The organism is Microbacterium terregens, assembly GCF_039534975.1.
Taxonomy (GTDB): domain Bacteria; phylum Actinomycetota; class Actinomycetes; order Actinomycetales; family Microbacteriaceae; genus Microbacterium; species Microbacterium terregens.
Window position 1 is genome coordinate 1,683,840 of the sequence record NZ_BAAAWH010000001.1, and the last position, 23,740, is coordinate 1,707,579.

Sequence of the window (23,740 nt, forward strand, 5' to 3'; positions counted from 1 at the left end):
CTAGCGTTGACATGTCCGATCATCAAGGAGGAAGCGTATGAACGCTCACGACGCGGACGGACCGAAGTTCGTCGCAGACCTCCTGTTCACCGACGGGCTCCCAGAGATGGACGACGAAGTCGGATACCGCGGAGCTGTCGCCGCGAAGGCGGCAGGCATCACCTACCGTCAGCTGGACTACTGGGCACGCACCGAGCTCGTGGAGCCCACTGTGCGCGGAGCCAGCGGCTCCGGATCGCAGCGGCTTTACGGCTTCCGCGACATCCTCGTGCTGAAGCTGGTGAAGCGGCTGCTCGACACGGGCATCTCGCTGCAGCAGATCCGCATCGCGGTCGATCAACTGCGGGCGGCCGGCATCCGTGATCTTGCTGGGACGACTCTGATGAGCGACGGCGCGTCGGTGTACTTGTGCACGTCGAACGACGAGGTCATCGATCTGGTCAGCCGCGGCCAAGGCGTCTTCGGCATCGCGGTGGGCAAGGTGCTGCGCGAGGTGGAGTCGACGCTGATCGACTTCGACGCGCAGGCACCCGAGGTCGTGGACGAGCTGTCCGCACGACGCGCGGCGCGCACCGCGTAGCTCTTCTCGCCGGCTCCTGTGGCGTCGCGGTCCCCGACGGCGCTGCTGTTTCCTGATTCCGCTACGGGAATATGCGCCGCGCAGACAGGGAAGTGGCGCGCACTCGACTCGCGCACGCCGCGGTCGACAGCGATGGATGCCGCGGCATCCGTCTTCGCAGAGCCGGCGCGGCTCAGACCGGGTTGCCCGCAGCCGGAATTCGGCCGGTGCGCATGACGCGGTCCAGCAGGGCGTCGAAGTCAGCCGCGAGTTCCTGAGCCGAATCGCCGGGCCAGATGTGCAGCGGCTTGGCTGCGCCCTGCGCCTGCTGCAGCGAGGTGCGTTCTGGCAGCTGGGGTGAGAGCACCAGCGGGCCGAACATGTCGCGCAATTCCTTGATGCGGAACTGGTGCTCGATGGACTGCGGCCGGACCCGATTGACCACGATGCCGAGCGGCTGAAGGCGGGGGGAGAGGCCGCGGCGGATCTCTTCGATCGCGCGGAGGGCACGGTCCGCGGCGGCGACGGAGAACAGGCCGGGCTCGGTCACGACGATCACGCGGTCCGAGGCGGCCCACGCGGTGCGCGTGAGGGCGTTCAGGGACGGGGCGCAGTCGATCAGGACCAGGTCGTAGTCGGCCTCGATCGTGGCGAGCGCCTCTTCCATCTTCCACACGTCGCGCACACTGGGGTGCGGGCCGTCGAAGTTGATCGCAGACGGGCTGCCGATCATCACGTCGATGGTGCCTGGGTGCACCTTGGCCCAGCCGCTGGAGGTGATCGCTTGGCGAACCACCTTCTCCTTGGGGTTGGCAAGGACATCGGCGACGTTGAGACGACCGGCGACTTGGATGTCCATGCCGGTCGAAACGTCGGACTGCGGGTCGAGATCCACCACGAGAGTCCGAACTCCCCGCGCAAATGCCGCGGAGGCGAGTCCTAGAGTCACGGTTGTCTTGCCGACCCCGCCCTTGAGCGAGCTGACGGAGAGTACGTGCACAAGCGACTACGTTACCTTCCCCTAGGCTGACAACACACTCAGCCCGATTCGTCGGCCGTCCAGTGAGGTGTCAATGTTCCGGAAAATCCTGGTCGCCAACCGCGGAGAGATCGCCATTCGCGCGTTTCGCGCCGCATACGAACTGGGAGCCCGCACAGTCGCGGTGTTCCCCTTCGAAGACCGCGGCTCACTCCACCGGCAGAAGGCCGACGAGTCCTATGTCATCGGAGAGCCGGGTCATCCCGTGCGCGCCTACCTCGACGTCGAGGAGATCATCCGGGTCGCGCTCGCATCCGGCGCGGATGCCATCTACCCCGGCTATGGATTCCTCTCCGAGAATCCGCAGCTCGCCGCCCGCGCGGCCGAGAACGGCATCACGTTCATCGGACCGCCCTCCACGGCCCTGGAGATGGCGGGCAACAAGGTCACCGCCAAGCATCACGCGATCGCGGCCGGCGTGCCTGTCCTCCGCTCCACCGAGGCATCGGAGGACGTCGACGCGCTCGTCGCGCAGGCCACCGACATCGGGTTCCCCATCTTCGTGAAGGCCGTCGCCGGCGGCGGCGGGCGTGGCATGCGCCGCGTCGAGAGCCCCGGGGCGCTTCCCCCCGCCATCGCCGAGGCGATGCGCGAGGCTGCGGCGGCGTTCGGCGACGCACGCGTCTTCCTCGAGCAGGCCGTCGTGCGTCCTCGTCACATCGAGGTGCAGATCCTCGCTGACGCGACCGGGCACACGGTCCACCTCTTCGAGCGGGACTGCTCCGTGCAGCGGCGTCATCAGAAGGTCATCGAGATCGCGCCGGCGCCGAACATCTCTGACGAGCTGCGTGATGCCCTTCACCGCGACGCGGTCGCCTTTGCGAAGTCCATCGGCTATGTGAACGCGGGCACCGTCGAGTTCCTCGTGGACACCGCGGGGGAGCGCGCGGGCGAACACGTCTTCATCGAGATGAACCCCCGCATCCAGGTCGAGCACACGGTCACCGAGGAGGTCACCGACGTCGACCTAGTGCAGTCGCAGATCCGCATCGCAGCCGGAGAGACGCTTGATGACCTCGGGCTCAACCAGGAGAACATCGTGCTGCGCGGCGCCGCTCTGCAATGCCGCATCACGACGGAGGACCCGGCAGAGGGATTCCGGCCGGACACGGGCAGGATCACGACGTACCGCTCGCCCGGCGGCGCGGGTATCCGGCTCGACGGCGGAACGACCGCCGCGGGGTCGCAGATCAGCCCCCACTTCGATTCCATGCTCACGAAGATGACGTGCCGCGGACGCGACTTCCCTGCCGCGGTCGCACGCGCCAAGCGCGGCCTCGCGGAGTTCCGCATCCGCGGCGTATCGACGAACATCCCCTTCCTGCGCGCCGTGCTCGACGACCCCGCGTTCGTGGCGGGCGACCTCAGCACCGCCTTCATCGAGGAACGCCCGGCGCTGGTGACGAGCCACCCGTCGCGGGACCGTGCCACGAAGCTGATCAACTGGCTCGCCGACGTCACGGTCAATCGGCCGTACGGCGAGAAGCCGCTGTCGATCTCTCCCGGCAGCAAGTTGCCCGAGATCGACCTTTCGACTCCGCCGCCGCCCGGCTCACTCGACCGGCTGCGTGAACTCGGCCCGGAAGGCTTCGCCCGTGCGCTGCGCACGCAGGTGCCCCTCGCCGTCACTGAGACGACGTACCGCGACGCGCATCAGTCGCTGCTCGCCACCCGGGTCCGCACGCGGGATCTGGTGCGCGTCGGACCGCATGTGGCGCGGATGACGCCCGGACTGCTGTCGGTGGAGGCGTGGGGCGGCGCGACGTATGACGTCGCCCTCCGCTTCCTCGCGGAGGATCCGTGGGAGCGCCTTGCTGCCATGCGGGAGGCGATCCCCAACATCCCGATCCAGATGCTGCTGCGCGGCCGCAACACCGTCGGGTACACGCCGCGGCCGATCGAGGTTGCTCAGGCGTTCGTGCGCGAAGCCGCGGCGACAGGTGTCGACGTGTTCCGGATCTTCGACGCCCTGAACGACGTCGGCCAGATGCGGCCCGCCATCGACGCGGTCCTCGAGACCGGCACCGCCGTCGCCGAGGTCGCCTTCTGCTACACCGCCGACCTGCTCGACCCGAGCGAGACCCTGTACACCCTGGACTACTACCTGCGTCTCGCGGACCAGATCGTCGAGTCCGGCGCTCATATCCTGGCGATCAAGGACATGGCGGGGCTGCTCCGCCCGGCTGCCGCCGCGAAGCTGGTGACCGCGCTGCGGGAGCGCTTCGACCTTCCGGTGCACCTGCACACGCACGACACGGCGGGCGGACAGCTCGCGACGCTGCTCGCGGCGAGCGCGGCGGGCGTGGACGCGGTGGATGCCGCAGCCGCACCGCTGTCGGGCACGACCAGCCAGCCGTCGCTGTCGGCGCTCGTCGCCGCACTCGCCCACACCGAGCGCGACACCGGCATCGACCTCGCCGCCGTCAGTGACCTCGAGCCCTACTGGGAGGGCGTGCGGCACCTCTACACGCCGTTCGAATCGGGGCTTCCGGGCCCGACCGGGCGCGTGTACCACCACGAGATCCCGGGCGGACAGCTCTCGAATCTCCGCCAGCAGGCGATCGCACTGGGCATGGCCGACGACTTCGAGCTCATCGAGGACATGTACGCCGCGGCTGACCGCATTCTGGGGCGCATCCCCAAGGTGACCCCGTCTTCGAAGGTCGTCGGCGACCTCGCCCTGGCTCTCGTGGCGGCCAAGGCCGATCCCGCCGACTTCGCCGAGAACCCGCAGAACTACGACATTCCGGACTCGGTGGTCGGCTTCATGGCGGGCGAGCTGGGCGACCTGCCGGGTGGCTGGCCGGAGCCCTTCCGCACGAAGGTGCTCGCCGGGCGACAGATCTCGATCGAGGTACCGCCGCTGACCGACGCGGAGCGGGACGGACTGGCCGGCGACGCCGCGCTGCGACGCAAGACGCTCAACCGCCTGCTGTTCCCCGGTCCGGCCAAGGAGTTCGAGGCCAACCGCGAGGCATACGGCGACCTGTCGTCCCTCGGAACGCCCGACTACCTCTACGGGCTGAAGCCGGGCGAAGAGCACGTGGCAGAGATCGACCCGGGCGTGCAGCTCTATGTCGGGCTCGAGGCGATCGGTCAAGCGGACGCCAAGGGGATGCGGACGGTCATGACGACGCTCAACGGGCAGCTGCGGCCCGTGTACGTCCGTGATCGCAGCATCAGCGTCGAGACCCGCCAGGTGGAGAAGGCCGACACGTCCAAACCCGGCCAGGTGGCGGCCCCCTTCTCCGGTGTCGTGACCCTGAAAACGGCGGTCGGTGACACCGTCACCGCCGGTCAGCCGGTCGCGTCGATCGAGGCGATGAAAATGGAAGCCGCGATCACCTCGCCCATCGACGGCGTCGTGGAACGGCTCGCGATCGGCGAAACCCAGCAGGTCGATGCCGGGGACCTTTTGGTCGTCATCCGTCCCGCGCAGTAGCCTGGAGGGTGCGAGATTTCCCCGCGCACCTTTTTTCAGCCTCTTGGAGTACTGCAGTGACGCCCGATCGCACCGACCAGACGCATTCCGACGACCCTGATCCGGAGCAGCACGGCGTGCTCTCTGACGCGGGGAACCTGGACACGTCGGGGTTCGGCATCCTGGGCGGGCAGACCGAACAGGTGAGCGTTCAGCTGCCTTCCGCATCGGACGACGACCTGGTCGATGACGACGGCGTGGTGGACGACGAGCTGGAGTACGAGATCACCCAGGATGCGACGGACTTCGAAGAGGAGAACGTCGAGACCGGCGAACTCGAAGAGCTGACCGAGTCGGCGTACTCCGAGGCCTCGCGTGACGAGAGCGGCAATATCGAGGATGCCGTCATCGAGGAGACCGTCATCGAACACCCCCCGGCCTCGGGGGACACCGCGTCGAGCGCCGAGGACTCCTCGCCGGCAGGCGGTGCTCCGCTTCGCGGGGGGATGTCGATCACCGGCCCCACGCCGGCGACGCGGTCCGGTGTCGCCGCCGACCCGATTCCGCTGCCGGAGACGGCTCCGGCGTTCAGCCCGGCAGCCGCGGCGGTCCAGCCGAACGGCGCCAGCTCGACTCCGACGTCGACGGGGTCGGTTCCGGCCACGCGGCGCGAGGCACAGCATCCCGAGATCGAAGAGCGCCCGCAGCGTGCGCACGCCGTCGAGCGGGTCATCCCGCGCGCGGACGTGACCATGACCTCCAAGCGGTTCGGCGAGTTCGAGGCGGGCCGCGAGAGCGCCGACCTGTTGACCGCGGATCGTCTGCTGGACCCGCATCAGGTCGTCCGCCCCGAGCCGGAGGGTGCCTGGCAGCACTTCGTGTACTCGATCACCCGGCACCGCATCAACCTCGGTGACGGCAAGCGCGCCCGTGCCCGCAAGGAGCTGGACCGCCGCATCGCCGCGCCGCTCACCGGTGGCGCCCGCTTCGTTCCGGTGCTGTCGCGAAAGGGTGGTGTCGGCAAGACCACCGTCACGACACTCCTCGGCATGGCGCTGGCCGATGCCCGCGACGATCGGATCATCGCGGTGGACGCGAACCCCGACCGGGGGACCCTCGCCGAGCGCATCTCCCGCACGAGTGGCAAGACGGTGCGCGACCTGGTGAAGGTGCGTGCCGAGGTGACCGGCTACAACGACATCTCGAATATCGTCGCGCGCGACGAGACACGGCTGGACGTGTTGGCATCGGATGCCGACCCGCGCGTGTCCGAGGCGCTGAACGATCGCGATTACCACGATGTCGCGAGCATCGCCGCACACTACTACTCGATCATCCTGACCGACACCGGCACCGGGATCGTCCACTCGGTGATGGGGGCCACGCTCGACCTGGCCGACCAGGTCGTGGTCGTTGCCGGCCTCACCGTCGACGAGGCGCGTCTGGCTTCCGAGACCCTGACCTGGCTCGAGACCAACGGATACGCGGAGCAGGTTCGCGACGCCATCGTCGTCCTGAACACGGCCCGGCCCGGTGCGCCGCTCGTGCAGATCGATGAGCTCGAGGGCCATTTCCGAACTCGCGTGCGCTCCGTCGTGCGCGTGCCCTACGACCCGCACATCGCTGCGGGCAGTGCGATCTCGTTCCGCGAGCTGCAGCCGGCGACCCGCCTCGCGGCGCGGGACCTCGCCGCCGCCGTCGTCGAGGGTCTGCGCGCTCTCACTCCGGCAGCGTAGGGCCGCCGGTGTCTGTCCGTCCCATCCGCATCTTCGGCGACCCCGTCCTGCGGGCGCCGAGCGCGCCCATCGAGAAGATCGACGACGGCGTACGTGCTCTCGTCAAGGATCTCGTCGACACGGTGGAGCTGCCCGGCCGCGCCGGAGTCGCTGCGCCGCAGATCGGCGTCGGCCTGCGTGCATTCAGCTACAACATCGACGGGGACATCGGGTACATCCTCAACCCGGTGCTGGTCGAGGTGTCCGGTGAGCCCGAACTGGTCGGAGAAGGGTGTCTCTCCGTCCCGGGGCTGTGGCACGACGCCCTGCGTCATCCTCGCGCGACCGTGACCGGCATCGATCTGGACGGCAACGAAGTCAGGCTCGAGGGCGAGGGCCTGCTCGCACAGGCGCTGCAGCACGAAACCGACCACCTCGACGGCAAGCTCTTTCTGGACCGGCTGCCCTCGGAGACACGGCGCATCGCGATGCGCGAGATCCGCGAGAGCGACTGGTTTTGACACGAGCGGACTCAATGCTCCGAAGCAGCGTTGAGTCCGCTCCGTGGCAAGATCGAGTAGCGAGCGCCAGCGAGCGTATCCAGGTCTGACCGGCGGATTCGTCGGAGTCGTCGGTTCCGCATCCGACCGCGTTCGAACGAAAGGCCCGGGTCGCCCCGGGCCTTTCGTCTCTGTCAGCTCAGCTGAGCGCGACGTTCGAGGTGGTCACCGGCACGGCGTACAGCGCGGTGATCTCGTCCGCGAAGTCCTCCATGATGATGTTGCGCTTGATGCTCATCTTCGGGGTCAAGTGCCCACTGGCCTCGGTCCATTCGTCGGAGAGGATGGTGAACTTCCGGATCGACTCCGCACGCGACACGTTCGCGTTCGCCGCGTCGATAGCGCTCTGGACCTCGGCGCGCACGGCGCCGTTGCTGGCGGCATCCTTCAATGACATGTCCCGCGGCAGGTTGTTGTTGCCCAACCACGTCGGCAGCATCTCGCCGTCGAGGGTCACCAGCGCGGAGATGAACGGCTTCTGATCGCCGACCACGACGACCTGACCGACGATCGGGTTGGCGCGGATGGGATCTTCGAGCGCGGCGGGCGCGACGTTCTTACCGCCCGCCGTCACGATGATCTCTTTCTTGCGACCCGTGATCGTCAGGAAGCCTTCCGAGTCGAACGAGCCCAGGTCGCCGGTCTTGAACCAGTCTCCGTCGAACGATTCGGCCGTTGCCTCCGGGTTGCGCCAGTACTCCTTGAATACGTTGACGCCACGAACCTGGATCTCGCCGTCATCGTCCAGGCGAACGCCTACGCCCGGCAGCGCGGGGCCCACCGTGCCGATCTTGGACTTCGTGGCGAGGTTCACCGTTGCCGGCGCCGTCGTCTCGGTCAGGCCGTAGCCCTCGAGGATCACGACGCCGAGGCTGTGGAAGAAGTGGCCCAGACGGGGTCCGAGCGGTGCGGATCCGGAAACGGCGTAGACGACGTTGCCGCCCATCGCGGCGCGCAGCTTGCTGTAGACGAGCCGGTCGAACAGGGCGAACTTGATCTTCATCCCGAACGGGATCTTCTTGCCGTCCTGCAGCAGCGTGGAATGCTCGACCGCGGTGTGTGCCGCGGCGCGGAAGATCTTGCCCTTGCCGCCGGCCTCAGCCTTCTGCTCGGCGGAGTTGTACACCTTCTCGAAGACGCGAGGCACCGCGAGCAGGAACGTCGGCTTGAACGACCCGAGCGCGGGAAGCAACTGCTTCGTGTCGGGCTGGTGACCGGTCTTGACGCCCGCGTGGATGTCGAGGATCGAGATGAACCGCGCGAAGATGTGCGCCGTCGTGATGAACAGGAGCGTCGATGCCCCAGGCGTCTCGACGACCTCGCTCAGCGCCTTCGATGAGTTGCGGATCAGCTCGACGAAGTTGCTGTGTGTGAGCACGCACCCCTTCGGTCGGCCGGTCGAGCCCGAGGTGTAGATGAGCGTGGCGATGTCCGCGCCGTTGGCGATGTTCCGGCGGCGTTCGATCTCTTCGTCAGGGACGGAGGCGCCCTGTTCGACCAGCTTGTCGAGGTCGCCACGGTGCATCTCCCACACCGAGCGCACAAGTGGGACGTCAGCCCGGATCTCATCGAGGCGGGCCGAGTGGTCTGCCGACTCGATGATGCACGCGACGGCGCCGGAGTCGGTGAGGTTCCATGCGATCTGCGCGGGCGAGCTCGTCTCGTAGATCGGCACCATCACCGCACCCGCGAAGAAGAGCGCGAAGTCGACCAGCGTCCAGTCATATGTCGTCCGGGCGATGAACCCGACCTTGTCTCCGGGCTCGACCCCCGCCGCGGCGAAGCCTTTCGCCAGGGCGATGACCTGGCGGTGGAACTCCGCGGCCGTGATGTCACGCCATCCCTCGCCGTCCGGGACGGCGAACAAGGCCAATTGCGGCGTCGCCTTCACTCGGGCGACCAGGAGGTCGGTGATGTTCGCCTGCGGGTCAGCTGGGACGATCGCAGGTACTTCGAATTCAACCACGGCAACTCCTTCGGTACCGGTTACGTTCTCGGGTGGATCCCTTTCCGAGTCTATCCGAGCGGCGCCTCCCACGACGTGGAGCGGGAACCCATCGCGCGCCACTTCCGACGCGCGCCTCTCGATGGGGTTCCACCCCAAACCCCCGGCTCGCTGACGCGCGCTACTCGATGGGGTTCCACCCCAAACCCCCGGCTCGCTGACGCGCGCTACTCGATGGGGTTCCACCCCAAACCCCCGGCTCGCTGACGCGCGCCACTAGACTGCAAGGCGCCGCCGCCGCAGCGCCGGCGGAGAGGGAGTGCAGTGCTCAAAGTCGGGATCGACATCGGCGGGACGAAGATCGCCGGGGGAGTCGTCGACGCGGCGGGTCGCATCGTCGAAAAGCTCCGCGTCGACACGCCGGTCGACACCGGGGCCCTGGCTGATGCCGTGATCGACATGGCACGTCACCTCGGTGCATCCCACGACGTCTCGGCCGTGGGTGTCGCGGCGGCCGGTTTCGTGGACCGCGACCGCGCGTCCGTCATCCACGCGCCCAACATCGCGTGGCGCAATGAGCCGCTGAAGGCGATCCTCGAGGCCCGCATCGACGTCCCGGTCACGATCGAGAACGACGCGAACGCCGCAGGCTGGGCGGAGTTCCGCTTCGGCGCGGGCCGAGACGTCGACAACATGGTCATGCTCACGATGGGCACCGGCGTCGGTGGCGCTGTCGTCCTCGACGGCGCGCTCTTCCGCGGGGGTCATGGGATCGCCGCGGAACTCGGGCACACTCGGTTCACTCGCGATGGGCTCCTCTGCGGCTGCGGACAGCATGGATGCCTCGAGCAGTATGCGTCCGGACGCGCACTGCAGCGCGAAGCGAACGCGATCGCGGATGCCGGCGGCATCGGCGCCGCCCTGGCGGAAGTACGCGCGGACAAGGGCACACTGGGTGGCCCCGCGATCTCACGTCTCGTATTGACCGGGGATGCCGGCGCGGTCGAGGCACTGCGCCGGGTCGCGACGGCACTGGGGGAGGCGTGCGGCGGGTTCCAGGCCGTGCTCGACCCCGAGCTCTTCGTGATCGGCGGGGGAGTCGCCCAGTTGGGCGACGAGCTCCTGGCACCGGTGCGGATCGCGTACGAGACGTCGCTCCCGGGCTATGGAGATCGCCCGGTGGCGGCGTTCGCCATCGCAGAGCTCGGCAACGACGCGGGACTGATCGGTGCCGCCGACCTCGCGATCGCCGATCCGATTGCGAGCGCGTAGCGCGATGTTCTATTGGCTGATGAAGTACGTCGTGATCGGACCGCTGGTCAAAGCGATCTTCCGTCCCTGGATCGTCGGCCGCAGGAACGTACCCGTCGAGGGAGCCGCGATTCTGGCGAGCAACCACCTCTCGGTGTCGGACTCGATCTTCCTGCCCCTGATGATCGATCGGCCCATGTCATTCCTCGCCAAGAGCGACTACTTCACCGGTAAGGGCCTCAAAGGCTGGGCGACCCGGATGTTCATGAAGGCCACCGGTCAGATTCCCATCGATCGTTCCGGCGGCAGAGCCTCCGAAGCATCGCTGAACACCGGGCTGTCGGTCCTGGGCCGGGGCGACCTGCTCGGGATCTACCCCGAGGGCACGAGAAGCCCCGACGGGCGTCTATACCGCGGACGCACCGGCATCGCGCGCATGGCGCTGGAGGCGCACGTGCCGGTCATCCCGGTCGTCATGGTCGACACAGACGCGATCATGCCCATCGGCCGCAGCATCCCGCGGGTGGGGCGGGTGGGTGTCGTGATCGGTGAGCCACTGGATTTCTCGCGTTTTGCCGGAATGGAGGGTGACCGGTACATCCTGCGCTCCGTGACCGACGAGATCATGGTGGCGCTGCAGCGCCTCGGCGAGCAGACCTATGACGACGTGTACGCCTCCACGGTGAAGGACCGCAAGCCGACGTCGCCGTAGTGTCATCGCACGTCGTAGCGCGTTGCCGAGCGTCGTAGCGCACTCCCTCCGGAACCGGTAACGTGCCCATCGTTATCGATCGGCGGCCCTGTCGTGCTGCACGGGGGCTGTCGCTCGGCTGCCCGGTCGAGCGACGAGGCATGGCGGGCTGCTCACGACGGGGGACGGCCACATGCGAAATTGGCGACGCTTGATATTCGCGGCCACGGTGGTGACCATCATGTTCACGAGCGCGGCGTGCACGTTTGCTGGTGCCGGTGAATCGTCGCCGACGGCCGACCCGACGGAGGTGGCGTTGATGCTCGACCCGGCAGCCGAGGCGGCAGATCTGGTGAGTGCGATCCTGGTGCAGCCGATCAACACCGCCCAGGTCGTGCGCGGCAGCGACGACATGGACCATGTCGAGTACAGCCTCCTCGTCGTGAACATGTTCAGTGATCCGGTGACGTTGACGAAAGTCACGGTCCTCGATGCCGCCGGCGATGAGCTCATGCAGGTGGAGGGGGAGACGCTCGCCGCCGCCACCCAGTCGCTCTACTCCCACGCCCCCTCGCCGGTCGTCGCGGCATCCGCGGCCGTTGCGGTGGAGGTGGACCTGGTGCTGCCGCCAGGGGAGGTGCCGGCGCGGGTGTCGAATCGGATCGAGTACACGCTGCCGGACGTGGCCGGCGCGGTGATCATCGATGACCGTGTCGTGCACGGACCGGAGATCGCGGTCGACCCCAGCGAAGCGATCGTGATCCAACCCCCGCTCGCGGGCGACGGCTGGCTCGCGACGTCCGCGTGCTGCACGCCCAACGTGCACCGCGACCTCCGACTGTCCGCTGACGGGCTGCGCATCGCGACTGCGGAGACGTTCGCCGCCGACTGGGCGATGGTGAAGGGGGACCGCGTCTACGACGGGACCGGGAGCACGAATGAGGCGTTCTACGGCTTCGGGGCGGATGTGCTCGCCGTCGCCGACGGCACCGTCGTCGCCGTCCAGGACGGCGTCGAGGAGTCGACGCCGTTCGCTTCCGTGCCCCCCGAGTCCAAGGCCGGCTTCGGTGGCAACCAGGTGGTCCTCGAGATCGCCCCGGACGTCTATGCGGCATACGGGCACCTGCAGCCGGGCAGTCTCGCCGTGAAGGTCGGCGACAGCGTGAAGGCCGGGGATACTCTCGCACGGCTCGGGAACACCGGCCCCTCCCAGGGACCGCACCTGCACTTCGGCCTGCTCGACAAGCCGGATCTGTTCGTCGGCAAGAGCCTGCCGTTCGTCCTCGAGGCGTTCGAGATCGTGGGCACGGTCGACTTCGCAGCATCGGCCGGCGATGAGCTCGCGATCGAGTCCGATTCGCGGGAGCTGCGTGAGGCCTACCCCCTCTATGGCACGATCGCGAATTTCCCCTGATCGCAGGTGGCGCGGACGCCGACCGTCGCCCCGTGCCATCGGCGGGCCGGCGGGCACGAGCACGCCCGACGGCGGCGGCCGCGTCGTTCGCGCCCCGATAGACTGGTCCGATGCTTCAACAGCTCGACGCCCTCGACCACTGGCGCACCCTCCCGATCAAGCAGCAGCCGACGTGGTACGACGCGGATGCTGTTGCAGCGGTCTCGGCTGAGATCGCGACGCTGCCGCCGCTCGTCTTCGCCGGCGAGGTCGACAACCTCCGCGACCAGCTGGCGCGGGCGGCATCCGGTCGGGCATTCCTGCTGCAGGGTGGCGATTGCGCGGAGACGTTCGCCGGTGCGACGGCCGAGCAGATCCGCAACCGCATCAAGACGGTGCTGCAGATGGCGGTCGTGCTGACGTACGGCGCCTCGATGCCGATCGTGAAGATGGGGCGGATGGCCGGTCAGTTCGCCAAGCCCCGCTCCAGCGACACCGAGACACGCGGCGATGTCACGCTGCCTGCCTACCGCGGCGACATCGTCAACGGCTTCGACTTCACCGAGGGCTCCCGCCGTGCCGACCCCGCGCGACTGCTGAAGGGCTACCACACCGCCGCGTCGACGCTGAACCTCATCCGCGCCTTCACCCAGGGTGGATTCGCAGACCTGCGCGAGGTGCACAGTTGGAACAAGGGCTTCGCCGAGAACCCCGCCAACCAGCGGTACGAAGGCCTTGCGCACGAGATCGACCGCGCGATCAAGTTCATGGAGGCCGCCGGCGCGAACTTCGACGAGCTGCGCCGTGTCGAGTTCTACACGGGCCACGAAGGCCTGCTGATGGACTACGAGCGTCCGATGACGCGCATCGACTCCCGCACCGGAACGCCGTACAACACGTCGGCCCACTTCCTCTGGATCGGCGAGCGCACGCGCGACCTCGACGGTGCGCACGTCGACTACTTCTCGAAGATTCGCAACCCGATCGGCGTGAAGCTCGGACCGTCGACCACGCCGTCGACCGTGCTGGACCTCATCGACAAGCTCGACCCGGAGCGCGAGCCCGGCCGGCTGACGTTCATCACGCGCATGGGGTCCGGCAAGGTCCGCGACGCGCTGCCTCCGCTGCTGGAGGCCGTCCGCGATTCGGGTGCCGTGCCGCTGTGGGTCACCGACCCGATGCACGGCAACGGCATCACGACCCCGACCGGGTACAAGACGCGTCGCTTCGACGACGTCGTGGACGAGGTGCGCGGGTTCTTCGACGCACATCGCGCGGTGGGGACGCACCCCGGCGGCATCCACGTCGAACTCACCGGCGACGACGTCACCGAGTGCCTTGGCGGCTCGGAGATGATCGACGAGGCCACCCTCGCGACACGCTACGAGAGCCTGTGCGACCCGCGCCTGAACCACATGCAGAGCCTCGAGCTCGCGTTCCTGGTGGCCGAGGAGCTCGACAAGCGTTGACAGGTATCGGATCAATGCGTGCGCAGCACGCGTTGATGCGATCCCTGTCAAGGTCGAGTAGCCGCCGTAGGCGGCGTATCGAGACCTCCCTGGGCGAATCGGATCACTGCGTGCGCAGCACGCGGTGATGCGATCCGTGTCATGTCTCGATACGCGGCTTCGCCGCTCCCGACAACCGGTGGCGCCGCGCTCGGCCGCATCGAACGCCGGCGCGGGGCGGCCGCATCCCATACCGGCCGCGTCGCGGCATCCGTCGGTCGTCGCCCGAACCCGCTAGAACGCGCCCTGGATCCGGAACGAGACCACGGTCCCCTTGGCGCGCTCTGTTCCCGCCGCGGGCACTTGCGACTCGACCTTCGTGATCTCGTCCAGCACCGCATCCCACAGCGTCGCGTACTCGTACTCGAAGCCCGCGTTCTTCAGCGCAGCCTTGGCCTGGTCGCGGGTCATGCCGACGATGTTCGGCACCGGGAACAGCGGTGGGCCCGCCGAGACCACCAGTGTGACGGACTCGCCCGGACGCCAGCTGCCGCCGCCGTCGCGGTCGGCGATGTACATGACCTGCCCCTTGGCGAAGTCGCCGGTGAATTCCTCGACGGTGCCTCCGACCGACAGGCCCTTCTCGCCGAGCGTGGCGGTGGCTGACTCCACGCTCAGCCCGCTCACGTCCGGTACCGGGCCGACCGAGACCGAGAGGGTCACCGTGTCTCCCTCCAGCGCGGTGCAGCCCTGAGAGCAGTCCACGGCATCGCCGCCGGCGCGCGGTGCGACCGACACCGCGATGACCGTCCCGTCCGCGGCATCGGTGAAGAATGCCTCGTCCGGTTCCGAGACCTGCAGGTTCAGCCCGAGCAGGATGCCGCGCGCCTCGCCCGCGCTCGCCCCGGCGAGCGCCTGGACCTCGTGCGGCTGCGGACCCTGCGAGACCAGCACGGCGACGGTGGCATCCTTGTCCAAGCGGGCGCCCGCCGGTGGATCGGTGCCCACGACGACGCCCGGGGGGATCTCGAGGTCGAAGACGGGTTTCTGCACGGCTTGGAACGACTGCTCCGCCAGAATCTGCTGGGCCTCCGCGAAGGAGCGATTCGTCACATCCGGGACCGCGACCTGCGAGCCGGGGCCGGACCCGAACCACCAGCCGGCGCCGGCGGCGAGAGCCGCGAGCAGGATCACGATGGCGAACAGCCAGCCGCCCTTGACCGCGCGGCGCTTCGTCGCCGTCCGTAAGCGCGTCGCGTTGTCAACGTCTTCCACCGCAGTGGTCGGCGCGGTCATCGCGGCGGGGAGCACCTGGGTCACATCACCGGTGCCGCTGCTCTCGTCGCGGATGATCCCCGCCGAGATCGTACGCGCGACCTGCGGAGCGATGCCGAGCTCGTGCTCGATCGCCCGCAGGCGGTCCAGCATCTCCTTCGCGTCGTTGGGACGATCATCCGGCGACTTCTCGGTCGCCCACAGGACGAGCTCGTCCAGCTGCTCGGGGACGCCGGGATTCTTCACGCTGGGGCGGGGCACTGAATCGGTCGCGTGCTGGAAGGCGATCTGCATGGGCTGCTCGCCCTTGTACGGCTGTTCACCCACGAGCATCTCGTAGAGCATGATGCCGAGCGAGTAGATGTCGCTGCGCGCGTCGGCCATCCCGCGCGTGACCAGCTCGGGGGCGAGGTAGGCGATCGTGCCGAGCAGCTGCGCGCCGGTCGCGGTGTTCGCGGTCGTGGCGCGGGCCAGTCCGAAGTCGCCGATCTTGATGCGCCCGTCTTCGGCCAGCAGGACGTTCTCGGGCTTGACGTCCCGATGCACGATCCCGGCCCGATGGGCGGCCGTGAGGCCGGACAGGATGGCGTCCATGATGGTGACGGTCTGTGGCACGGTCAGGCGCCGCTGCTCGCGGATCAGCTCGCGCAGCGTGATCCCCGGCAGGTACTCCATGACCAGGTACGCCATGTCGCCGTCCTGGCCCTGATCGAACACGTTCACCACGTGCGGGTCGGCCAGACGTGCGGCCGAGCGAGCCTCCTGGATGAACCGGCTCTGGAAGACCGTGTCATCGCTCAGGTGCCCGTGCATGACCTTGAGCGCGATGCGCCGTTCCAGGCGCAGGTCGGTCGCCACGTACACGGTCGCCATGCCGCCACGCGCGATGCGCGCGCGCACCCGGTATCGGCCGTCGACCAGACGTCCGATCAGCGGGTCTGCCTGCTGACTCGTGCTCACGATCTGAGTCTACGGACGGGTACCTGCCAGGCCGCGGAGCGGCTCACCCCGGGCTGCTCGGGCGAACGCGCGCTGAGGCGCGTGCGGGAGGCATCAGCCGTGGGCGGCGAGCCACGTGGACGCGGGCTGCTCCCACTGTGCATAGCGATCGGGGTACGCCGAGATCTGCACGGCCTGCGCGGCATCCGCGAATGACAGGTTCTCCCAGCCGTTGATGTCCAGGAGCCCGCGTGTCACGTATCCGTTCGGATCGGACGGCCCGCCGTAGAACGCACGTGCCGCGCGGTGCGGGTCGCTCACCTCGGCCTCGGTGCCCCACCCGGTGCTCGGTCGCTGCTGGAAGAGTCCCAGCGAATCGCGGTCGCCCCAGTCGAGGTTGCGCAACCACGACTCCTGCATCGCGGTGCCCAATGCGATCGCGATCCCGCGGTCGGGGACGCCCAGCTCCCGTCCTACGCCGATGATGATCTGCGCATTCGCGGCCTGCTCGGCATCGAGGCCGCTGACGGCGCCGGATGTGATCGGCGTGACGTTCGCCACGAGCACCGGAGCGGCGGCGCTGGGAATGGCGATGGTCTCGCCGGGATAGATGATCGACGATCGGGTGAGGCCGTTGGCGTCCAGGACGGCCTGGGTCGTCACGCCGTGTCGTGCGGCGATGGCGCTCATGGTGTCGCCGGCGACGACGACGTAGGCGCCTGCGGCCGGAGCGCCAGGGGCGGGGGCGACCGCTTCGACAGGCGGCGCGATCTCGACAGGAGCGGCTTCGACGGCCGGCGCGGAGCCGGGGATCACGATGGTCTGGCCGGGGTAGATGATCGAGGACCAGCCGAGCCCGTTCGCCGCGAGCACGTCCTGGATCGAGACGGCGTGCCGTTGGGCGATCGAGCTGATGGTGTCGCCGCCGTCCACGACGTAGGTCCCGGAGGATGGCGCAGGTGCGGGCGGGGCCTCGGGCGCGTCGGCGACGGGTGCCGCTGCCGCGAGAGTGAGGACCTGACCGGGGTGGATGACGCTCGACCAATCGAGGCCGTTCAGCGCCAGGACATCGACCGTGCGCAGGCCATGGCGTGCGGCGATGGCCGTCACGGTGTCGCCTGCCTGGACGGCGTAGGTGGTCGCCGTCGGGGCGACCTGCATCTGCGCGATCGCGAGGCCTGCTCCCGAACTGTCCAAAGGAGACTGCATCCGTGGAGTCGCGTGCTCGCCTCGCATCGGTTCGGAAGCGTGCGCGGATCCCGCACTCATCAGGATCGCGAGCGATCCTGCGAGGGCGACGGGGACGCCGGCCGACAGCGTGCGGCGGGTCTGAGCTCGGGCTGAGCGGATGTCGGGTCGCAAGCGAACCCCCCTCTATAGACTCCGAAAACCGTGTCACGGAAGTGAATTCGTGTCAACTAGAGGTATAGGAGTGGCTGTTGATTCTGATGTGACAGAAGTGATTCCAATCGATGAGACCGAGGGCTTGCCGAGGACCGGCGCAGGAATGAGATAGTTGCTGAGTGACACCTGACGCCACGCCCCAGATAGAAGCCGAATGGCTGACTCTTGCCGACCTGACCGAGGTGCTCGGCGAACCGCTGGGCCGCGTGCGGCGGCTGCTCGACGAGCTGCATCTGGTCGGCTCGCGCCGGCACGGAGGGCTGAAAGTCCCTGCCGTGTTCATTCAGGACGGGGAGCCGATCGGGTCGCTGCGCGGCACGCTCTTCGTGCTGCACGACGCCGGCTTCACCGACGACGAGGCGATCGACTGGCTGCTGACCTCGGAGGAATCGATCGGCATCCCCCCGATCGAGGCTCTGCGCGCCGGACGTAAGAGCGAAGTCCGTCGCGTCGCCCAATCGATCGGCTGAGCCGAGCTCGTCCCTCAGGTCGTGCGGATCGTCGCGGCACGCGCGAGATCGCGCAGTTCGCCGACGGCCGCGTTGCCCAGACGTGCGCCGGACAGCGCCCGCTCGGCCTCGCGCGAGTAGTCGGAGATCAGCTGCTCGACGCGGTCGAGCGCTCCCGTCTCGATGATGGTCCGCTGTAAAGATGCGATCTGCGCGGCGTCCAGCTCTGGATCGCCGATGAGTTCGTCGACGATCCGCCGCGCCGGGGGAGCGAGCCGCTCGCGCGCGAAGGCCACCAGCACGGTCCGCTTTCCTTCTCGCAGGTCGTCGCCCGAGGGCTTGCCCGTGGCAGCCTGATCGCCGAAGACACCGAGGACATCGTCGCGCAGCTGGAACGCCATCCCGACCGGGTGCCCGAACGCGGCCAGGGCGGCCTGCTGGGCGTCATCGGCGCCGGCGAGCGCCGCGCCGATCAGGAGGGGCTGCTGGATGCTGTACCGGGCGGATTTGAGGGACGCGACACGCAGCGCCCTCTCGGCGTGACGCTCGCCGGGTTCGGTGGCGTACGCGGACTCTTCGGCGATGTCCAGGAACTGGCCGATCGTCACCTCGCGGCGCATCTTCGCGTACTCCCGGCGTGCGGACGCGGCACGGACAGGCGCTGCCTCGAGCAGTCCCTCCTCGAACAGATCGTCGCTCCAGGCCACCAGGAGATCTCCGAGCAGGATGGCGCCGGATCGGCCGAAGGCAGCGGCATCCCCGACCCATCCCTGCGTGCGGTGCGAAGCCTCCAGCGCGCGATGGGCGGCAGGGCGGCCGCGACGCGTGTCGGAGTTGTCGATGACGTCGTCGTGCACCAGCGCGGCGGCATGGAACACCTCGAGCGAGGCGGCCGCCGCGACCACGTCGGCGCCCGGCACCGCGGACGCGCTGGACGCATCCTCCACTGCCCTCCACCCGGCGACGCAGAACCGTCCGCGCAGGCGCTTGCCGCCGTCGAGCGCGGAAGCTCCGGCACGCACGACGAGCTCGGCCTCTGGGCCGAGATCGACGGCAGATCTCGCCTGGGCCGAGAGGAATATGTTCAGACGCTGGGAAACCGCTTCAACGGCATCCGGGGAGGGTGACACGGGCCTAGCCTAGTGATCGAGGGGTCGCGTAGAATCAACGCGTCCGAGCAAGCAGAGGGGGATGCATGCCACTCTCCGAACAGGAGCAGCGTCTGCTCGACGAGATGGAACGCCATCTCATGCGAAATGACGCCGATGTGGTCAGCGCGCCCCGCGACGGCCGCACCTTGAGTTACCGCAATATCGTGTACGGCACGATTCTCGTTCTCGTCGGTCTGGGCGCACTCGTCGTGGGGGTGTCGACGCAGCTGATCGTCGTCGGCGTCATCGGTTTCGTGGTGATGCTGGGGGGTGTGGTCCTCGCGGTCACGCCGACCCGCGGCCTCGCGCGCGCTCCGATGGATGCGTCGGCGCGGCCGGCATCGAAGCCGCGTGCCAACTCCTCGTTCATGGATCGCATGAACGAGCGGTGGGACCGGCGGCAAGGGGGGTCCTGATCCGTCACCAGTGACGAAACGCCAAGCACCGACCTGCGGGTCGGTGCTTTTGTTTTGCGCTGTGGACGTCCGTCGACGGGCCCGGGGGAGCAAAAGGGGTTCGTTCTGCCGGGATCGAGTGACAAAGTGGAGGGAAGTGGAGTAAAGTGGTGACCAACCTCGCGGGGGCCGGACGAAGGGGGTGGTGCACTGATGCTTTTGGGCACGCACACTCCCAAGCTCGACGACAAGGGCCGCGTCATCCTGCCGGCGAAGTTCCGGGACGATCTGGGCGACGGCATCGTCATCACCCGCGGCCAGGAGCGGTGCCTCTACGTCTTCAGCTCTGACGAGTTCGAGCGGATCCACGAGCGCATCCGCGAGACACCGCTGTCGAACAAGCAAGCCCGCGACTTTCTGCGCATGTTCCTGTCCGGCGCGAGCGCCGAGAAGCCCGACGGACAGAACCGCATCACGATCCCCCCTTCGCTGCGCGCCTACGCCGGGCTCGAGAAGGACCTCGTCGTCACCGGCGTAGGCGCGCATGCGGAGATCTGGAACGCCGACTCCTGGAACGCGTACGCCGAGGGCAACGAATCCAGCTATGCCGAACTCGAGCAGGAGGTGATCCCGGGCCTGTTCTGAGCCCCCGACCCTGACTCCCAGCCGCTCACGCCCCTGACACACTTCCCCGGTGTCAGGTCAGAGCGGATGGGGATCAGGATCTGGGGACCAGGGTCCTGAACACCATGAACCTGCGCGACATCCACACCCCGGTGATGCTCGACCGATGCATCGAGCTGCTCGCGCCTGCCCTCGAGCGGGACGGCGCCGTCTTCGTCGACGCCACGCTGGGCATGGGCGGACACTCGGAGGCCTTCCTTGAGCGGTTCCCCGGCATCCACCTGGTCGGGCTTGACCGCGACCTGGACGCGCTGAAGATCGCAGGGGAGCGCCTCGAGCGCTTCGCCGACCGCATCACCCTCGTGCACACCGTGTACGACGGCATCGCGGCCGCTGTCGAGTCGGCCGGATTCGACGCCGCGGACGGCATCCTCTTCGACCTCGGTGTTTCCTCGATGCAGCTGGATGTGGCCGATCGCGGCTTCGCGTACTCGAAGGACGCCCCGCTGGACATGAGGATGGACCAGACGAGCGGCCCGATGGCGGCCTACGTCCTCGCCACCTACAGCGAAGGCGAACTGCGCCGCATCTTCGAGCGATACGGCGAAGAGAAGCTCTCCGGGCGGTACGCCCGGGCGATCATCAAGGCGCGCGAGAGCGCCCCGATCGAACGGTCCGGGCAGCTCGTGGACATCCTCATCGCGGCCACGCCGTACGCGGCCCAGCGCACCGGTCACCCGGCGAAGCGGGTGTTCCAGGCTCTGCGCATCGAGGTCAACGGCGAGCTCACCGTTCTGGAGCGTGCCGTTCCCGCGGCACTGGAGATCCTGCCGGTCGGCGGCCGCATCGTCGTGCTGTCCTACCAGTCCCTCGAGGACCGTCTGGTCAAGCGCGCCCTCACAGCCGCGGCGGCCTCGACCTCGCCCGCGGGACTGCCCGTGGAACTGCCCGAGCACGCGCCCCGCTTCCGCCTTCTGGTGAGGGGCGCCGAGCTCGCGTCCGAAGCAGAGCGTGAGCGCAACCCCCGCGCTACGCCGGTGCGGCTGCGCGCTGCCGAGCGATTGAGGGATGCCGAATGAGCGCTCTCCCACAGGCCGCGGTCGTCGCTCCCACTCCCGTCGATTCACCGAACCGGCGACTGCGGGTCGTCGAAGAGCCTTCCCGCCGCCGCCGTCCGAAGCTGATCTACGGCATCGTGGCGCTTGTCGGGGCGCTCAGCATCGGCACCGCACAGATGGCGCTGTCGATCCTCACGACACAGAGTTCCTACGAACTGTCCACCCTGGCGCAGGAGTCCCGCGAGCTCACCTGGCACAAGCAGATCCTCTTCGACGACGTGGCCGGCCTCAGCTCCCCGCAGTATCTGGCGGCCAATGCCTCCGCTCTCGGGATGGTCATCAACGAGTCGCCGAGCTATCTCAGACTCAGTGACGGCGCGCTCCTGGGAGCCGGTCAGGTCTCGCTCGGCGCCTCCTCGGTCGATGCCATCGGCCGCGCCGCCGTCCCGAATGCCCTCATCACGGACACTCCGCTCGTGACCGCCCCGGGCGCCACGATCGAGGGCGCGCCCGTGGAGCCCGAGGTCGTGGTCACCGACGGCGGAGTCTCGAACACTCCGCCGCCGCTGACCGACGGACTGCCCACCCCGAGCACACACTGATCACATGACCACGAGAAGCACCCGAAGCCCTCGGCGTCGCACGGTGATCGCACTCGCCGTCGTGCTCGCGGTACTGTCCGGTTTCATCATCCGGCTGGTCGACATCCAGGTGGTCAACGCCGATACCCACATCGCGGACTCGATGAAGGTCGCGCTGGGCGCCTCCCGCACCCTGTACGGCACACGGGGCGAGATCGTGGACGAGACCGGGCAGACCCTGGCCGGCAGCATCCTGCTCTACGACGGAGTGCTGGATCCGAAGAACGTCGGACCGCTCACCCGCACGGACGACGACGGCGAACGCGTCCAAGTGCCGTGGTCCCAGATCGCCGGTGAGATCGCCGCGATCACAGGGCAGACGGCGCAGGACGTGCAGAAGATCGTCGCCGACGCACGCGCAGAAGACCCGGACTCGCAGTTCGCATACCTTCAGCGTGGGCTGACCACTGAGCAGTACCGGGCGCTGGTCGACATCGGCGCGCCGTTCCTCACGTTCGACTCGCACCCGGCCCGCACATACCCGGACGGGGCAGTCGGCGGCAACCTCGTCGGGTTCATGGGCATCGATGCCGAGCCTCTCGCCGGCATCGAGAAGAGCCAGAACGACTGCCTGCTCGCCACGAACGGCGCTCTGTCGTTCCAGAAGGGCAAGGACGGGGTCGTGATCCCGGGGACCGAGCTCGAGCAGCCGGCGATCAACGGCGGGACACTCCAGCTGACGATCAACCGCGACCTGTCCTGGTACCTGCAGCAGCTGATCGCCGAGCAGGTGCAGGACATGGTCGCCCAGAGCGGCTCGATCATGGTCGTCGAGGCGGAGACCGGCAAGATCCGGGCCGTCGCCGAGTACCCGACCGTCGACCCCAACAACGTCGACGCGTCCGCGGACGCCGACCGCGGCAGCCGCCTGTTCCGCAACTTCTTCGAGCCCGGATCGACCTTCAAGGCCCTCACCGCCGCGACCGTCCTGGACGCAGGCGGCCAGACTCCGACCTCGACGGTGGTCGCCTCCAGTCGTGAGACCTTCGCGAACGGCGCGCGCGTGAGCGATGCGTTCAACCACGAGGCATACACGTACACGCTCGCCGGCGTGCTCATCGATTCCTCGAACGCGGGCATCTCCAAATTCAGCGAGCGCGTCGATTCGGCCACCCGCTTCGACTACCTCAAGAGGTTCGGCATCGGCGCGGGCAGCGCCGTGGGATTCGAGGGCGAGCAGAGCGGCTGGCTGCGGCCGGCCGCCGAATGGGACAACCAGACGACGTACAACACCGCGTTCGGTCAGGGACTGACCACGACCGTGCCGGAGCTCGTCGGCGCGTACGACGCGATCGCCAACGACGGACTTCGGATGCCGCTCTCGCTCGTCGAGTCATGCCTGAGGCCGGATGGCACCGTGGTCGAGCCCACCCTGCCGGAACCCACGCGCGTGATCAGCGAGCAGGCCGCCGCGCAGACCCGCGAGATCCTCGAGAACGTCGCGATCCAGGCCAACTACGCGAAGCAGATCGAAGTGCCCGGCTACCGCCTCGCGGTCAAGACCGGTACCGGCGAGAAGTCCGACGGCAACGGCGGTTACAAGGCGGGCGCGTACTTCACGACGATGATCGGCTTCGCACCGGCCGATGACCCGAAGTACATCGTCGTCGTCACCCTCGACGAGCCGACCAAGGTAACATCGTCTGCGGCCAACGCCCCCGCGTTCCAGAAGGCCATGACGCAGGTCCTGAAGACTTACCGGGTGATGCCCGCAACGACGGCGGCGACGCTGCTTCCGAAGTTCGGCTGACGTTGCCGGCACACGAGCGGCATCCCTTCCGG

The 23,740-nt window shown here is 68.3% G+C and carries 19 protein-coding genes; 14 read left to right on the top strand and 5 right to left on the bottom strand.

What is annotated here, in order from left to right:
* Positions 1 to 37: 37 nt before the first annotated feature.
* A complete protein-coding gene (locus ABD655_RS07620) occupies positions 38 to 580 on the top strand; it encodes a MerR family transcriptional regulator (RefSeq protein ID WP_344712907.1) in 543 nt (180 codons plus the stop codon).
* 172 nt (positions 581 to 752) lie between these two features.
* Here the strand turns inward: ABD655_RS07620 and ABD655_RS07625 are convergent, their stop codons facing one another.
* Positions 753 to 1,559 (bottom strand): ParA family protein, encoded by an 807-nt coding sequence (locus ABD655_RS07625; protein WP_344712908.1) that lies wholly within the window; start codon positions 1,557 to 1,559, stop codon positions 753 to 755.
* A gap of 73 nt (positions 1,560 to 1,632) precedes the next feature.
* Here ABD655_RS07625 and ABD655_RS07630 point away from each other — a divergent pair, with 73 nt between their 5' ends.
* The 3 genes from ABD655_RS07630 to def are packed head-to-tail and all read left to right on the top strand — an operon-like array spanning position 1,633 to position 7,255.
* Positions 1,633 to 5,040, top strand: coding sequence for a pyruvate carboxylase (locus ABD655_RS07630; RefSeq protein ID WP_344712910.1), 3,408 nt, complete (start codon positions 1,633 to 1,635; stop codon positions 5,038 to 5,040).
* Positions 5,041 to 5,096: 56 nt separating this feature from the next.
* Complete coding sequence (locus tag ABD655_RS07635) at positions 5,097 to 6,755, top strand: MinD/ParA family ATP-binding protein (protein ID WP_344712912.1); 1,659 nt, start codon at positions 5,097 to 5,099, stop codon at positions 6,753 to 6,755.
* A gap of 8 nt (positions 6,756 to 6,763) precedes the next feature.
* The gene (gene def / locus ABD655_RS07640) at positions 6,764 to 7,255 is read left to right on the top strand and encodes a peptide deformylase (RefSeq protein ID WP_344712914.1); all 492 of its coding nucleotides are present in this window, start codon (positions 6,764 to 6,766) and stop codon (positions 7,253 to 7,255) included.
* Between the two features lie 178 nt (positions 7,256 to 7,433).
* Here def and ABD655_RS07645 read toward each other — a convergent pair whose 3' ends face one another.
* A complete protein-coding gene (locus ABD655_RS07645; protein ID WP_344712915.1) occupies positions 7,434 to 9,260 on the bottom strand; it encodes an AMP-dependent synthetase/ligase in 1,827 nt (608 codons plus the stop codon).
* A gap of 303 nt (positions 9,261 to 9,563) precedes the next feature.
* Here ABD655_RS07645 and ABD655_RS07650 point away from each other — a divergent pair, with 303 nt between their 5' ends.
* The 4 genes from ABD655_RS07650 (at position 9,564) to ABD655_RS07665 (ending at position 14,043) form a co-directional block, all read left to right on the top strand.
* Positions 9,564 to 10,511, top strand: a complete 948-nt coding sequence (locus ABD655_RS07650; protein ID WP_344712916.1) for an ROK family protein — start codon at positions 9,564 to 9,566, stop codon at positions 10,509 to 10,511.
* Between the two features lie 4 nt (positions 10,512 to 10,515).
* Positions 10,516 to 11,202: a lysophospholipid acyltransferase family protein gene (locus ABD655_RS07655; protein ID WP_344712918.1), complete on the top strand. Its 687-nt coding sequence runs from the start codon at positions 10,516 to 10,518 to the stop codon at positions 11,200 to 11,202.
* Between the two features lie 298 nt (positions 11,203 to 11,500).
* The gene (locus ABD655_RS07660; protein ID WP_344712920.1) at positions 11,501 to 12,595 is read left to right on the top strand and encodes a M23 family metallopeptidase; all 1,095 of its coding nucleotides are present in this window, start codon (positions 11,501 to 11,503) and stop codon (positions 12,593 to 12,595) included.
* Between the two features lie 110 nt (positions 12,596 to 12,705).
* Positions 12,706 to 14,043, top strand: a complete 1,338-nt coding sequence (locus tag ABD655_RS07665; RefSeq protein ID WP_344712921.1) for a class II 3-deoxy-7-phosphoheptulonate synthase — start codon at positions 12,706 to 12,708, stop codon at positions 14,041 to 14,043.
* 273 nt (positions 14,044 to 14,316) lie between these two features.
* Here the strand turns inward: ABD655_RS07665 and pknB are convergent, their stop codons facing one another.
* Complete coding sequence (gene pknB, locus ABD655_RS07670) at positions 14,317 to 16,257, bottom strand: Stk1 family PASTA domain-containing Ser/Thr kinase (RefSeq protein WP_344712922.1); 1,941 nt, start codon at positions 16,255 to 16,257, stop codon at positions 14,317 to 14,319.
* A gap of 93 nt (positions 16,258 to 16,350) precedes the next feature.
* Positions 16,351 to 17,445, bottom strand: a complete 1,095-nt coding sequence (locus ABD655_RS07675; protein WP_344712923.1) for a LysM peptidoglycan-binding domain-containing protein — start codon at positions 17,443 to 17,445, stop codon at positions 16,351 to 16,353.
* 314 nt (positions 17,446 to 17,759) lie between these two features.
* On the opposite strand from ABD655_RS07675, the gene ABD655_RS07680 reads away from it, so the two are divergent.
* Positions 17,760 to 18,110, top strand: a complete 351-nt coding sequence (locus ABD655_RS07680; RefSeq protein WP_344712925.1) for an Rv2175c family DNA-binding protein — start codon at positions 17,760 to 17,762, stop codon at positions 18,108 to 18,110.
* A gap of 14 nt (positions 18,111 to 18,124) precedes the next feature.
* On the opposite strand, the gene ABD655_RS07685 is transcribed toward ABD655_RS07680, so the two are convergent.
* Positions 18,125 to 19,219 (bottom strand): polyprenyl synthetase family protein, encoded by a 1,095-nt coding sequence (locus tag ABD655_RS07685; RefSeq protein ID WP_344712927.1) that lies wholly within the window; start codon positions 19,217 to 19,219, stop codon positions 18,125 to 18,127.
* 65 nt (positions 19,220 to 19,284) lie between these two features.
* On the opposite strand from ABD655_RS07685, the gene ABD655_RS07690 reads away from it, so the two are divergent.
* The 5 genes from ABD655_RS07690 (at position 19,285) to ABD655_RS07710 (ending at position 23,708) form a co-directional block, all read left to right on the top strand.
* Positions 19,285 to 19,656 (top strand): DUF3040 domain-containing protein, encoded by a 372-nt coding sequence (locus ABD655_RS07690; RefSeq protein ID WP_344712928.1) that lies wholly within the window; start codon positions 19,285 to 19,287, stop codon positions 19,654 to 19,656.
* Positions 19,657 to 19,848: 192 nt separating this feature from the next.
* Positions 19,849 to 20,280 (top strand): division/cell wall cluster transcriptional repressor MraZ, encoded by a 432-nt coding sequence (mraZ, locus tag ABD655_RS07695; RefSeq protein ID WP_257501797.1) that lies wholly within the window; start codon positions 19,849 to 19,851, stop codon positions 20,278 to 20,280.
* Positions 20,281 to 20,384: 104 nt separating this feature from the next.
* Complete coding sequence (rsmH, locus tag ABD655_RS07700; protein WP_344712930.1) at positions 20,385 to 21,338, top strand: 16S rRNA (cytosine(1402)-N(4))-methyltransferase RsmH; 954 nt, start codon at positions 20,385 to 20,387, stop codon at positions 21,336 to 21,338.
* Positions 21,335 to 21,919, top strand: coding sequence for a cell division protein FtsL (gene ftsL, locus ABD655_RS07705; protein WP_344712932.1), 585 nt, complete (start codon positions 21,335 to 21,337; stop codon positions 21,917 to 21,919). The genes rsmH and ftsL overlap by 4 nt, the downstream gene beginning before the upstream one ends.
* Positions 21,920 to 21,923: 4 nt before the next feature.
* Positions 21,924 to 23,708, top strand: coding sequence for a peptidoglycan D,D-transpeptidase FtsI family protein (locus ABD655_RS07710; RefSeq protein ID WP_344712933.1), 1,785 nt, complete (start codon positions 21,924 to 21,926; stop codon positions 23,706 to 23,708).
* Positions 23,709 to 23,740 lie beyond the last annotated feature (32 nt).

Excerpts from the sequence above, each read along its gene's own strand:
- ABD655_RS07665 (WP_344712921.1), top strand. The coding sequence starts at position 12,706 with ATGCTTCAACAGCTCGACGCCCTCGACCACTGGCGCACCCTCCCGATC.
- ftsL (WP_344712932.1), top strand. The coding sequence starts at position 21,335 with ATGAGCGCTCTCCCACAGGCCGCGGTCGTCGCTCCCACTCCCGTCGAT.
- ABD655_RS07620 (WP_344712907.1), top strand. The coding sequence starts at position 38 with ATGAACGCTCACGACGCGGACGGACCGAAGTTCGTCGCAGACCTCCTG.
- ABD655_RS07655 (WP_344712918.1), top strand. The coding sequence starts at position 10,516 with ATGTTCTATTGGCTGATGAAGTACGTCGTGATCGGACCGCTGGTCAAA.
- ABD655_RS07675 (WP_344712923.1), bottom strand. The coding sequence starts at position 17,445 with ATGCAGTCTCCTTTGGACAGTTCGGGAGCAGGCCTCGCGATCGCGCAG.
- ABD655_RS07690 (WP_344712928.1), top strand. The coding sequence starts at position 19,285 with ATGCCACTCTCCGAACAGGAGCAGCGTCTGCTCGACGAGATGGAACGC.
- ABD655_RS07630 (WP_344712910.1), top strand. The coding sequence starts at position 1,633 with ATGTTCCGGAAAATCCTGGTCGCCAACCGCGGAGAGATCGCCATTCGC.
- ABD655_RS07710 (WP_344712933.1), top strand. The coding sequence starts at position 21,924 with ATGACCACGAGAAGCACCCGAAGCCCTCGGCGTCGCACGGTGATCGCA.
- rsmH (WP_344712930.1), top strand. The coding sequence starts at position 20,385 with ATGAACCTGCGCGACATCCACACCCCGGTGATGCTCGACCGATGCATC.
- mraZ (WP_257501797.1), top strand. The coding sequence starts at position 19,849 with ATGCTTTTGGGCACGCACACTCCCAAGCTCGACGACAAGGGCCGCGTC.
- ABD655_RS07660 (WP_344712920.1), top strand. The coding sequence starts at position 11,501 with ATGCTCGACCCGGCAGCCGAGGCGGCAGATCTGGTGAGTGCGATCCTG.